The 12,713-nt window shown below is 48.6% G+C and carries 10 protein-coding genes and 1 tRNA gene; 4 read left to right on the forward strand and 7 right to left on the reverse strand.

Going from position 1 to position 12,713, the window contains the following annotated elements:
- Window positions 1-61: 61 nt before the first annotated feature.
- Window positions 62-619 (reverse strand): hypothetical protein, encoded by a 558-nt coding sequence (locus MHH57_RS15620; protein ID WP_013310940.1) that lies wholly within the window; start codon window positions 617-619, stop codon window positions 62-64.
- 201 nt (window positions 620-820) lie between these two features.
- Between MHH57_RS15620 and MHH57_RS15625 the strand changes: the two genes are divergently transcribed.
- Window positions 821-1,579, forward strand: coding sequence for an MBL fold metallo-hydrolase (locus MHH57_RS15625; RefSeq protein ID WP_069010571.1), 759 nt, complete (start codon window positions 821-823; stop codon window positions 1,577-1,579).
- Between the two features lie 108 nt (window positions 1,580-1,687).
- Here MHH57_RS15625 and MHH57_RS15630 read toward each other — a convergent pair whose 3' ends face one another.
- Together MHH57_RS15630 and MHH57_RS15635 are read right to left on the reverse strand one after the other, a co-directional pair.
- Window positions 1,688-1,924, reverse strand: a complete 237-nt coding sequence (locus MHH57_RS15630) for a DUF3892 domain-containing protein (protein ID WP_069010570.1) — start codon at window positions 1,922-1,924, stop codon at window positions 1,688-1,690.
- 87 nt (window positions 1,925-2,011) lie between these two features.
- On the reverse strand, window positions 2,012-2,455 hold the full coding sequence (locus MHH57_RS15635) for a GNAT family N-acetyltransferase (protein WP_029517666.1): 444 nt from the start codon (window positions 2,453-2,455) through the stop codon (window positions 2,012-2,014).
- 142 nt (window positions 2,456-2,597) lie between these two features.
- Here MHH57_RS15635 and MHH57_RS15640 point away from each other — a divergent pair.
- A tRNA-Val gene (locus tag MHH57_RS15640) sits at window positions 2,598-2,669 on the forward strand.
- A 249-nt stretch (window positions 2,670-2,918) separates the two neighbouring features.
- Here MHH57_RS15640 and nirD read toward each other — a convergent pair.
- Window positions 2,919-3,248, reverse strand: coding sequence for a nitrite reductase small subunit NirD (gene nirD / locus MHH57_RS15645; protein WP_029517667.1), 330 nt, complete (start codon window positions 3,246-3,248; stop codon window positions 2,919-2,921).
- Between the two features lie 12 nt (window positions 3,249-3,260).
- A complete protein-coding gene (gene nirB, locus MHH57_RS15650; RefSeq protein ID WP_241113302.1) occupies window positions 3,261-5,693 on the reverse strand; it encodes a nitrite reductase large subunit NirB in 2,433 nt (810 codons plus the stop codon).
- A 445-nt stretch (window positions 5,694-6,138) separates the two neighbouring features.
- On the opposite strand from nirB (MHH57_RS15650), the gene MHH57_RS15655 reads away from it, so the two are divergent.
- Entirely contained in the window at window positions 6,139-6,741 is a 603-nt protein-coding gene (locus MHH57_RS15655) for an ANTAR domain-containing protein (protein ID WP_029517669.1), read from the forward strand.
- A gap of 19 nt (window positions 6,742-6,760) precedes the next feature.
- A complete protein-coding gene (locus MHH57_RS15660) occupies window positions 6,761-7,834 on the forward strand; it encodes an anthranilate phosphoribosyltransferase (protein ID WP_029517670.1) in 1,074 nt (357 codons plus the stop codon).
- Between the two features lie 125 nt (window positions 7,835-7,959).
- Here the strand turns inward: MHH57_RS15660 and MHH57_RS15665 are convergent, their stop codons facing one another.
- Complete coding sequence (locus tag MHH57_RS15665; RefSeq protein WP_342435180.1) at window positions 7,960-10,140, reverse strand: molybdopterin oxidoreductase family protein; 2,181 nt, start codon at window positions 10,138-10,140, stop codon at window positions 7,960-7,962.
- A gap of 81 nt (window positions 10,141-10,221) precedes the next feature.
- A complete protein-coding gene (gene nirB, locus MHH57_RS15670; RefSeq protein WP_342434284.1) occupies window positions 10,222-12,396 on the reverse strand; it encodes a nitrite reductase large subunit NirB in 2,175 nt (724 codons plus the stop codon).
- Window positions 12,397-12,713: the final 317 nt, after the last annotated feature.

Consider the following 12,713-nt stretch of genomic DNA (forward strand, 5'->3'; position numbering starts at 1 on the left):
ATTGTTTTATTTTCCCCCGTATCGTAACATGATCAAGGGTGCAGGTCAATTTGTGGTATGCCTAATTTATCGCTGTAATGACTTTTTCGGACACCAAGGTATAGCTGCCGTCTTTGCTCTCTTTAATATAGAAACCAACCCGGTAATTCCCTGCTGTTTTGAAATCATACGTAAAGTCGTTCGTACGGAACCAGAAGTTATCCTTTTGCGCTCCTTTGATATCTTGAGACTGAATATCCTTCACGTTGCCCGAAGGGTCGGTGATCGCTACCTTCACTCCGGAGATATCTGTTTTCAAGGTATCAATTTGACTAAATACATTAAATTTCACTTTATTGCCTTTATTCACGTTACCAAACACAGTATCTCCCTTGAACAGGAACATATGCACGTTAGGCTGGTCGAAAACAACTTTTCCACCGGATGGATCAAAATTTACAAGTCCGTTAAAATCACGGATGGGCACATAAGTCTTCCCATCAATGACAACTGCACCATCTTTTGACACCTCTCCATTAATAATCAACTGCACTTGGTCCTTGGCGGATTCCGCCGAAATGGCGGTCCCTCCCATTATTGAAAAGGCCATCATTAGGGCCATCACTCTTCTCCATTTCATCACTACTAATCCCTCCATCGTCATCTGTTAAAAACCTTCTGTCGTACATTTATACCTAGCTCAGCCGCACAAGTTGCGCTGTGTTTCACAAATTGTCCAAAGTTTTTACAGAAGGAGCCAAATCTTTAGTTCCAGCAGCATAGGTGGTAAAATACGACTGTAGAATGTCCTAGTACACAAAGTCTGGAGGATAGATCCATTATGAGCCTAACGATACAAATGCTTGGCACAGGCAGTGCCTTTGCCAAACATTATTACAACAACAACGCGCTGCTGGACAGCGGAGAAGGCAAACTGCTAATCGATTGTGGTACAACCGCTTCGTTAGCATTACACCAAATGCGCGTTCCTTTGCCTGATATTGACGCCATTTTAATCACACATATTCACGCAGATCATGTCGGAGGTTTGGAGGAATTCGGTTTTCAAATGAACATTCTCCATCGTCGCAAGCCTCTACTTTATATCGCCGAACCCCTAATCCACCCTTTATGGGAGCATACACTCAAGGGCGGGATGTCACAGCAGGGTATGATTGACAAGCTTGAAGATGTATTCGAGGTAAACGTAATAACGCCTGGCGTGCCCACTACATTAGTATCCGGTATCCAGGTGGAGCTGATCCCTACACGGCATATTCCTGGTAAAAACAGTTATTCCTTATTCATAAATGACCGCCTTTTTTATAGTGCAGATATGGTTTTTGACCCTGATTTGCTTCATCATCTGGTGCATGAACGAGGATGTCGGAGTATTCTGCATGAGGTTCAATTACAAGGTGCCGGAGAAGTCCATACGACGTTGGACGAGCTGCTAAGCTTGGCGCCATCTCTTCAAGAGTTGATTCGTCTGATGCACTATAGTGATGATATGGAACAATTCAGGGATAAAGCTGGCGTCATGTCCTTTCTGGAACAGCAACGATTATATCAACTTGCAGAGTTGGAACGTGCAGAGTAGCATGCTAAATACAGCTTAACAATTAACAAAAAGCCGCCTGGCTATCCTTTGTAGGAAAGCCAGGCGGCTTGCTGTTCTTAAATATAATGCTAGTGTTGCGAGTTAAGGTCAGAACAATGGCAGTTGATCCAGGTTATTAGAAGGATCTCCGTCGGCATCTCCCCGAATTCGTTTGCTGCCATCCTTGGCCTTGAAAACGTTAACGCCTGCAATTGAGCCTGTCTCAATCTCATTCAAAGCCTGGCTATAATCTAAAATCCGACCGGTAGATGTCTGAAAAGACATAAGGTCGCCATCCCCGTTTTTACGTACTGCTGTAATTTGCTCCCGTTCTGTATTAGCCATGCTGTATCGCTCCTTATCCATAGTATAGTGGAGGAACTTTTACTAGCATGCGCATTGTACAGATTTGTATGCACCTTGCGCTGCCGACTACAACTTTTTGCGCATACGAACATGCGGTATTCCCGCATCGTCAAAAGGTTCATCGGAGATCGTCTCGTAGCCAAGCTTTTCGTAAAACTTCTCGGCTTGACATTGGGCATCTAGCAACGAGTATCTTAACCCCAATTCACGTGCACGTTCCTCCAGTGCTAGCAGTAATACACGTCCATAGCCTGCGGCACGATGCTCCTTGAGAACGGCAATACGTTGCATTTTAGCTGTATCTTCCTCATAGTATGTCAACCGACCAGTGGCCACCATTTCACCATGTTCACAAATTAGCAAATGATGGGCCGTATCTCCCAGCTTGTCATAATGGTCAATTTCTAAATCGAGAGGAACCTTTTGCTCATCGACAAACACTTTGGTACGGATCGATATTGCCTCCTGTAGCTGCTCCTCTGTTGTTACACTTATAATTTCTGCGGCCATCACCTGTTCCCCCTATCATTAACTCCAAATTTGTAAACTCACTAAATTCGAATTATATATATAAATGGTCATGAAGTACAGGCTGACTTCTATTTTTTCACTTTACATATATGGTTAATACATGATATTATCTAATAACCGAAGGACGGTAGCTCAGCGGGAGAGCATTATCTTGACAGGGTAAGGGTCATGGGTTCGATCCCCATCCGTCCTATTCGTCAAAAGCCTTGATATTCAAGGCTTTTTTGTTTGTCTAGAGATAAATCCAGTTATCCTGTTTTTTAATCAAAATGATACTTATAAGATAAAAAAGCCGCCCGGAAAGATAGGGTCGACTTTTCTGTATACTCAGATCATTGTAATTTAACAATGTCATTTTTTCTTCAGCAAAGCTTTTCACCTTAATCCTTCTATTTATATAGAAGAAAAAAAACAGGACCTCAGCACAATACGCATAGAACTCTTAGATTACGATATAAACCGCCCCGCTCTCACCGTCAATCTCCGTCGGGTAAGCAGTCACACATCCAGTATCTGGCTCTTGCACCCGGCCAGTGGAAAGGTCAACTTTCCAGTCATGGAGCGGACAATGGATTGCTGAGCCACATATCATTCCTTCGGATAACCGTCCCCCTTTGTGCGGACAACGATTCTCAAGTGCATGCACGCTGCCATCGCTCAGACGGAATACAGCTATTTCTGTATCATGAATGCGAACTGTCCTTGCTCCACGTCGGTCAATTTCGTTCAAATTAGCTATTCTGATTCTGTTGGTTGTCGTATTGGTCTCCATTTTGTCAGCCCCCTATTCCATTACTGGCTTAAGTTCCGGCAGCTGCACAAAATTTTTGCGCAGCTCTTCGTTGTGAATAATTTCGTGCCACGGATCAGTCGTCGTGCTTAATGTCTCTTCAATTCTGGTCACCAGTTGCTTCCTCGTCTCTGCATCCGAAAGTGCCTGTTTGATGGATTCCACTCCGACCCGTTCCAACCAATGGGCTGTGCGTTCGTTCCAATTGGCCTGCTCACGATAATACTGCAGATAGGCACCGGTCCATTCCATCACTTCATCCTCGGTTCTAACGGTACAAAGTAGTTCAGCTGCCCGAACCTTGATACCCCCGTTACCTCCAACGTAGATCCCCCAGCCACCGTCAATAGCAACGACGCCCAAATCCTTGATCGTCGCTTCAGCGCAGTTACGCGGGCAACCGGACACAGCCAGTTTGACTTTGGATGGAGCATTCAGACGTTCAAATGCCTTTTCCAACCGGATGCCCATCCCCATAGCATCCTGCGTGCCAAAGCGGCAAAAGGTATTACCTACACACGTCTTAACCGTTCGCAGCGTCTTTCCATAGGCATATCCAGACGGCATATCCAACTCGGCCCAGATCCCTGGCAAATCCTCTTTTTTCACACCAAGCAGGTCAAGACGTTGACCACCCGTAAATTTAACCAGAGGCACATTGTATTTCTCCGCGACAGCAGCAATTTTCTTCAGGTCGGCAGGTGAAGTAACTCCTCCATAAATGCGGGGCACGACAGAATAGGTGCCATCTTTTTGTATATTGGCATGGTACCGTTCATTCGTAAATCTGGATTCCTTCTCATCTTCATAATCCAGTGGCCATAGCATACCTAGATAATAATTGAGGGCCGGCCGACATTTAGTGCAACCTTCCGGTTCGTTCCATCCCAGCACATTCATCACTTCTTTGACACTCTTTAATCCCATCTCCCGAATGCCATCAATGATCGCTTCCCGGTCAAGCGTCGTACAACTACAAATACCCTCTTTCATCGTTTCTCCGGCTTCTGCGCCTGCGTATAGCTGTAAGAGTCCCTCCACTAATGGCTTGCAGCCGCCACATGAGGCCGATGCTTTTGTGCATGCCTTAATCTCCCCGACACTCCGGCAGCCAGCCGCAACCGCCTCTCCAATGTCACCCTTGGATACACCATTACATCCACATACAATTTCGTCATCAGGCATCTGCTCCAGCATCATGGAGCCACTAGCTTCTGGTTGACCAGGATTGAAGCCAAGTAATAACTCTTTCTCTCGGCCAACCACCGACTCGCCACTTTTGATCAACGAAAACAGCATGGCTCCGTCAGACGTATCCCCAAACAGAACGGCTCCGATCAGTTTTTCTTCCTTGATTACGATTTTTTTGTAGACGCTACCAATATCATCCTGATACCGCAGGGAACGTGTTCCCGGTTCATCCTTGTAATCCCCTGCTGAAAACACGTCGACACCCGATACCTTCAACCTTGTCGAGGTAACTGAACCACTGTAGCCGGGAGTCTCCATTCCCGCGAGTCGCTGAGCCAGTACACCACCTTGCTCATATAATGGAGCAACCAGCCCGTAAGTGATTCCCCGGTGTTCTGCACATTCTCCAACGGCGTAGATGCCGGGGATATTCGTTTCCATGTGATCATTTACGATGATCCCGCGGTTTACAGGGATTCCCGCCGACACCGCCAGTTCAATGTCTGGTTTGATGCCTACCGCCATAACGATCAGATCCGCTTCCAACTCGCTGCCATCGGCAAATTTCAACCCTTCCACGCGGCGACGTCCTGTTATAGCCGCCGTCCGCTTATTGACCAGAAATGTCATTCCCTGCTCTTCCAGCTCGCGCCGTAGCATAAGGGAAGCAGCCTCATCCAGCTGCCGATCCATAATATATCCGTTAATATGGATAACTGTGACGTCCATCCCCAAGTTAAGCAGCCCCCTGGCTGCCTCTAGTCCAAGCAATCCGCCACCGATGACGGCTGCTTTTTTGTGCGTCTTCGCCGTCTCCATCATCGTTTCACAGTCACGAATATCCCGGAAACCGATAACACCATCCTTGTCGGCCCCTGGAAGCGGCAGAATAAAGGCTTTAGACCCCGTTGCCAACAACAACAAATCATAAGAGATGCATACGCCGGAGCGTGATGTCACCTGCTGCTTTTCCGTGTCGATAGCTGTGACAGGATCATTGGTATACAATCGAATATTGTTGTCTTCATACCAACTCCAGTCGTTGATGACAATATCCTGCAAACCAGCCCCTCCCGCCAGAACGGAAGACAGCATGATCCGGTTATAGTTTGGATGGGGCTCGGCCCCGAATACCGTAATCTCATAGCTACCTGGTGCAAGCTTCAGCAAATGTTCGAGAGTGCGTATCCCCGCCATTCCGTTGCCGATCAACACTAACTTTTGGATATTGTTCATCAGGTCACTCCCCTTCCATTTGTATCCTCAAAACATAAAAAGCCCGCTTCACATATGGGGATTCAAAATATCCCCCACATGAGAAAACAGGCTCCATTGCCGTTTCATCGAATACGCCGTTGTATCCATCAGAGTATGGAATTAAAAAGTATTGTAGCTAATATATAATGGTTCAAATGATATGTCAACATTCCTTACGCATTAACTTATAAAAAATTATATTTTATCACCATGTAACATGTCTATGACGTATAAAATATCACTCCCCTACAAAATTAGGATTGATTTTCAGACCAAAACACGCCAAAATGGTTTAAAAGTCCGTTTTAACTTGATGATGGTGGAAAAATAAAGCAAACGGATAAAATCCAATGTCATATTTGTTATCAATGAATACCATCCCCATCGCTAACTACCCTTCATATTACAGAGAGGAGGAGCCCGCTTGCGTTCCTTGTTGGTAATTCACTTACATTCTGACCATGTATCTGAGCAGACACACGCCGTTTCCTCATGGCAGGCAGGACCTGAAAACCTTTTAGAATCCAACGGATACCTAACTCTGCCCTGCCGCAATGAATCTGAAATCAAACAGCTAATCCTTAATGCAGATGCGGCGGTACTAGACATGCCTGTCGGCACGATCAGCATGTGGGGTGGCAGGCTGGAGCAAGCCAAAGCAGTCCCGTTGCTCTGGTGGTGCAGCGCAGAATCAGCGTTATCATCGACAGAGGCTTGTGAAGCTGATGTCACTGTTGATGGCATTCTAACCCCTTCTATGGCAGCCCATGAGCTGAATTGGGCTCTTCATTTTAGTGCCAAACGCTTTTTTGAACGCCAGCACTGGCAAAGTGAACGCAAGCAACTGACCGCTCGGTTGGAAGAACGCAAATGGATTGATATGGCGAAAGGAATACTTGGAGAAGTAAACGGTATCCCGGAAGCGGAAGCATATGATGTGCTGCGGAAAAAAGCAATGAACGAACGCAAACGTATCGTTGATGTGGCAATTTCCATCGTCAAAGCACAGCAAATGCTAAAAGCATAAATCTGAAAGGGGCCTGAACATGAATATCATAGAAATATTAAAAGAAGTGGGTCGTGGCAAAAGGGGCGCCCGGGATCTGAATTACGCCGAAGCCGAAGCTGCTGCCGAACTTATTATGACCCAGTCAGCAACCCCTGCTCAAATCGGAGCTTTCTTTGCCGCGGAGCGCATTAAAATGGAGAGTGTTGGCGAGCTGGAAGCATTCGTAAACGTCTGCCGTAAATATACCCATCGCTACCCGATGCATAAAGGTATTGATTTCGCCGGTCCGTATGATGGCAGGAAGTCTTCATTTATTGCCACCTTCGCAACGGCCTTTCTACTCGCCTCATGCGGAATTCCTGTAACGATGCATGGTAGTGCACCCCTCCCTCCCAAATGGGGTGTTACGCTCCCGCTTTTATTGCAGGAAATGGGAGTAACGCCCCGGAACATGACGCGTGAAATCGCCGTTCATGCCGCGAAGCTGACTGGTGTACTGTTCGTAGCCTCCGAACAGTGGTGTGTGCCCCTGCGAGATATGCGGCCCATTCGCGAAGAACTGGGGCTTCGCACAGTGCTGAATACTGCCGAGAAACTGGTTGATTACGGTTCTTCCCCATATATTGTATTCGGCGTTTTCCACAATACCGTGTTCGAAAAGACGGCGAAACTCATACAAAATCTGAATTACCACAGAGCTCTGATCGTCCAAGGGAGCGAAGGATCGGAGGATCTGTTCATCGATCGGCCGACCCGGACTTACCTGCTTGCTAACGGCGAGGTATCATTACAGGTTATTGATCCGGAAATGTACGGACTGGATTCGGTGGTACCAGAGCATAACTGGACCCCCGCTGAACAACTGCGCATTACGGAGGAAGTGCTACAAGGCATAGCTTCTTTAGCCTTTTCGAATCAAGTGTTACTCAACAGTGCGGTCCGACTGTTCGTTGCAGGGCGAGTTGACTCCATAGAGGAAGGTTTGTATACCTGCAAACCGCTGCTAGAAAATGGGCACGCCTGGGGTTTGTATTGTCACTGGCGGGAAGCCATGCTCAGAACAGAAATAAAAACGGGAGCAGACAGATCTGAAACCCGATTGCATTTATAATTACTGGCGTCACGCAGTCTGTGATTACGAGCCCTAAACTGTCCAACTCAAAAAGGCTAGCTCCCTCACTCATACAAGGGGGCTGGCCTTTTATGCAAAGAAAAAGTCACTTACTCCGTCCTGCTCTAGAACTCCGACCATTCCTCGTTATCTGCACTGGTTGCGGCTGCAGCCAGATGAAGGGGACGGATGCGTACAGCTGCCGTTTTGAAGCCAGGCATCCGACAGAACGGATCAAGATCAGGGCGGGTCGCCCGATTAACATTTTGTATCCCACCCCAATGCATGGGCACGAAGAGCGTATCTTCGCGGATATGTGGTTTGATCCGGCTGCGGACAGTGAAGCTGCCGCGCTGTGATGCTATTTCTACCCACTCCCCGTCCCTGATGTGCCAGCGTCGCGCTGTCCGCGGATGAATTTCCACATAATTCTCAATCTCTCGCGCGGCCAGCGACGGACTTCTGCGCGTTTGTGCACCGGTCAAATAGTGAGCCAGTACACGGCCGTTCGTCAAAATAAGCGGGTACTCCTCTGATATCTCCTCTCCTGCTCCACAGCTTTCAACCACCGTAAAAACAGCCTTTTGATCAGAATGGGCAAAGGTTTCCCGAAACATTGTATCCATACCGGCTCTGTCCGTAGACGGGCATGGCCAATATACTCCTTCTTCACGACGCAGCCTGTCGTATGTGATCCCGTAGTAATCGGAAGGACCGCCCCGGCTGGCGAGCCGCAGTTCTTCAAAGATATGCTCGGCATCCCTGTACGAGAAATAGCCGCCCTTGTTTAGCTTTGCAGCCACCTGACACAAAATGTTCCAGTCATCTCTAGCCTCGCCTGGTGCGGGCCTCGCCGCTTCCCGTAGCAGAACGCGGCCCTCCAGATTGGTCATCGTCCCCATATTCTCCAAATAAGATGTCACAGGCAAAACAACGTCAGCCATTCGCGCGGTTTCCGTGAGAAACATATCCGCCACAACCAGCAGATTCAGCTTTTTGAGGGCTTTCTCCACCAGCCGGACATTCGGGTTAGATACAATAGGATTAGAGCCCATCACGAACAAAGCTTGGATTTGTTTCTGATGGACAAGCTCCATCATTTCATAGGCGGACACCCCTTTTCCTGGCAAACTGCTTGGTTTCACTCCCCATACGGACGCCACATAGGCTCGATCTTCTTCATCCTCAATCGATCTGTAACCAGGAAGCTGGTCAGCCTTTTGGCCGTGCTCTCGTCCCCCTTGCCCGTTTCCCTGACCTGTGATAGCTCCATAACCGCATCCTTCCCTTCCAATCTTGCCAGTGGCCAGCACCAGATTAAGAAATGCACGCACCGCCATATGTCCATCTGTCTGCTGTTCAACACCCCTGGCCGTAAAAACGATGCCCGTCTCCACACTGCCAAAGGCACGTGCTGCCTGCTGGATCATTTCTACTTCAATTCCGCACAACGCAGCCGATTCTCTCAGATCCACACCCTTCAAATGAGTCAACAGCTGGTCATAGCCGTTGGTCCGCTTGCGGATAAACTCTTCATTCGCAAATCTCTCATCCACGATGACCTTTAGCATGGCATTGGCCAGCACAGCATCCGTACCCGGCTTGATTTGCAGGTGCAAATCGGCGGCGGCCGCCGTTGGTGTCGCGCGCGGGTCAATTACGATGACAAAGGCGCCGTTTTCCTTCGCCTCGTGAAAATAAGGCATTAACGTCGGCTGGCATTCAGCGATATTCGTACCTGCGAGCACAATACAACGAGCCAACGGAATATCAGCCAGCCTGCAGGTCAGTCCGCGATCAATGCCAAACACTTTACTGCCAGCGGATGCCGCTGCCGACATGCAGAAGCGCCCGTTATAGTCGATATATCGCGTACCTACAGCCACTCTTGCAAATTTGCCGAGTAAATAAGCCGTTTCATTGGAGAGTGAACCTCCACCGTAAATTCCGATTGCATCAGGACCTTGTGTGGACAGTAGCGTAGAGAAACTGCTAGCTATAGTATCCAACGCCTCCTCCCACTTGACGGGAACCAGTTGGCCCTCTTTGCGAATGAGGGGCTGTACCAGCCTTTCCGCATGAGTCGCATGCTGATGCGCATTCATTCCCTTGATGCACAACCTACCCTGCGAGGCTGCATTATGCTTCCCTTCCGCCTTATACACTGTACGAATGATACCCGCAAGTGTCTCTGTACCCGTGCTAACGGTCATCTTACATTGCACGCTGCAAAACGGGCACTGCGTATCCATTACTGACGGTACATGTAGCCCAGCTTCCGGTTTGCCTTCTCCCGACTGACACATCAAAGCCACCTTCCTTTCGCCATTTTTCGGAATTTTATCGTCTGCACGATAGATAATTCGCCATAACTCCAACTCAACCCGTCATCCTGTCAGCATTGTGGTCCGCAGACTACCCGCTAGACCACTTCGAAGAGCAGCGTCAAGCACACTTTCCCGTAATGCCAGAACACCAGTCCTTTCAATCCACTCCCACATTTTTTCCCCATACCGGGCACTATGTCGGTATATTTGCAAGCAAGTTGCAGTCAGCAGAACCGCTTCTGTCGGGTCTTCCTCCAATCCAAGCAGGTGCCCCTGGCGAACCGGATGCTCTGCCTGGCCACCCGCATAGACCTCCCAGCCTGCTGGAGAACGAGATATTCCAATATCGTGGACAAGTACACCTCCGGGATACGCCGATCCAGGACAAATAGCAACTCTAACTAATGCTGGCAATGCGAGACTTCCCCATAAAGTTGCCAACCGCTCTCTTAGCCAGGCTACTTCTACAAATGCCTGATCCATCAGATCCGACTCAACAAAAGACCGATCCTCGGCATTTAGGTTCGTAAAGCGCAGACCCGCAGAGGGCGCCTCTCCTCCGTACTGCGGTGTGACCTGAACCGCAACGCCAGCCCCTAATGGATTTGTCGCAGATCTGTCGCGCAACCCGAGAGATTCCAAGTAATAAAGTACAGCCGGACGACACAATTCACACCCCTGCTGTCTAGTCCAACCGAGACGGGATACTACTTCACCTGGAGTCTGACAGATTGCGTCCACCATAGCTGTTTTAAGCGAATCATGATCGTAATGCGTACATCCACAAACAGGGACAATTTCTTGGGCGGTTGGAGTAACTACAGGTCCGGAATCTGTGGATCGGGACAAACTATTTTTGACCAGTGCAGCCACCAGCGGCCGACATCCCCCACAGGAACCGGACGCTTTGGTCCGGCTCTTCACCTCTTCCACCGTCTTCAGCTTATCCGTGGCAATCGCTCGCAAAATAGCCCCCTTACTCACGCCGTTGCACGCACATACCGTTTCTTCTTCCGGCAGTGCGGCTGCCGCATCCTCTGCTTTGCTCCGGCTGTTATCCCGGGATGTAAGCTCTGTAGCGGACGCCCCGCGCCGTACCATTCCGAGCAACGAGGTACTTTCCGCCGTATCTCCGTACAAAATGGCGCCAGTGACAGCACCGCCGTGCATCATCACTTTTTTATAAACCTCCAGCATCCCGTTATATTCCATAACTGCTGTCTCGTTTCCCTCATCGCGAATGTCTCCTGCGGAAAACACATGGATCCCCGCTACCTTGAGCTGCGCATACGGAATCGTCCCTTCATAGGGAGCCGTTTCACGACCACAAATAACTTTTGCCAGCACTTTGCCCTGCTCATATAGCGGCGCCACCAGTCCGTATGAAATCCCCCGGTGCTCAGCACATTCGCCGACGGCATAAATACCAGGAATACTCGTGCGCATATAATCATCCACGACAATGGCGCGGTTTACAGTCAGACCGCTATCCTGAGCTAATTCGATATTCGGTCGGATACCAACCGCCAGCACAACCAAATCCGTGTCCAGCCTGTTCCCGTCCGCAAACATCAAGCCTTGCGCCCTGTTTCGGCCTATGATGTTGACCGTTTCCTTCGCCAAATGAAACCTCATGCCCTGTTCCTCCAACTTTCGCTGCAGAAGCACAGCTGCCGTCCGGTCAAGCTGACGGTTCATAAGATACTGCGCATTATGAACAACCTCAGTTTCCATCCCTAGATTCAGCAGGCCTTGAGCAGCTTCAAGTCCTAACAGCCCCCCTCCGATAACCGTGGCCCTGCGGTATGTTTTGGCATATCTAGCCATGGTTTCACAATCATTCACATCACGAAAAGCAATTACTCCCTGTTTTCGCACTCCAGGAATGGGCGGAATGAAAGGTAATGAGCCCGTTGCCAATATGAGCATGTCATAAGGTTCTTTCATGCCGGATTCCGTTTCCACCATCCCGGTTGCAACATCAATACGACAGACGCGTTCACCCGCGTACAGCTTTACCCCGTTCTCTTCATACCAGTCCCAGTCATGGGTAACGATATGTTTAAATGAGCTCTCCTCCTGAAGCATTTTGGACAGGAGCACTCGGTTGTACCCGGGACGGGGCTCTGCACCAAATATCGTGATTTGGAACCGCTCTGGCTCCAAATTGAGTATTTCCTCCACACATTTGATGCCTGCCATACCATTGCCGACGACGACCAGTTTTTTCATCATGTTAAACCAGCCCCATTCTCCGAATAAAATAAGACAGAAAAAGCCCTTCTCCATTCAATGGAAAAGGGCACCGTTGCCGTAAAAGTCGGCACATCGTTGTGCCGATATGTATCTAAGATTACTGAATTGTGAATGTCATGTCAACATTCAATACATAAAAACTATATTTTCACCTTTTATTTAATTTTTTCCCGCATTTGTGTTATGTATATTGACATACAATAGATCCTTTTTTATAATTTGAATTAAAATCACTCCAACGTGATCATACCAAGTCGACTCACAATGAAGTGTGTCAACCACGGCAATGAAGCCGC

This window comes from Paenibacillus sp. FSL H7-0442, from assembly GCF_038593105.1.
Classification (GTDB): Bacteria; Bacillota; Bacilli; order Paenibacillales; family Paenibacillaceae; genus Paenibacillus; species Paenibacillus polymyxa_D.

Coding starts and splice junctions, on each gene's coding strand:
- MHH57_RS15625 (WP_069010571.1), top strand. CDS start 821: ATGAGCCTAACGATACAAATGCTTGGCACAGGCAGTGCCTTTGCCAAA.
- MHH57_RS15665 (WP_342435180.1), bottom strand. CDS start 10,140: ATGTGTCAGTCGGGAGAAGGCAAACCGGAAGCTGGGCTACATGTACCG.
- nirB (WP_241113302.1), bottom strand. CDS start 5,693: ATGAACAATATCCAAAAGTTAGTGTTGATCGGCAACGGAATGGCGGGG.
- MHH57_RS15630 (WP_069010570.1), bottom strand. CDS start 1,924: ATGGCTAATACAGAACGGGAGCAAATTACAGCAGTACGTAAAAACGGG.
- nirB (WP_342434284.1), bottom strand. CDS start 12,396: ATGATGAAAAAACTGGTCGTCGTCGGCAATGGTATGGCAGGCATCAAA.
- MHH57_RS15660 (WP_029517670.1), top strand. CDS start 6,761: ATGAATATCATAGAAATATTAAAAGAAGTGGGTCGTGGCAAAAGGGGC.
- MHH57_RS15620 (WP_013310940.1), bottom strand. CDS start 619: ATGAAATGGAGAAGAGTGATGGCCCTAATGATGGCCTTTTCAATAATG.
- MHH57_RS15635 (WP_029517666.1), bottom strand. CDS start 2,455: ATGGCCGCAGAAATTATAAGTGTAACAACAGAGGAGCAGCTACAGGAG.
- nirD (WP_029517667.1), bottom strand. CDS start 3,248: ATGGAGACCAATACGACAACCAACAGAATCAGAATAGCTAATTTGAAC.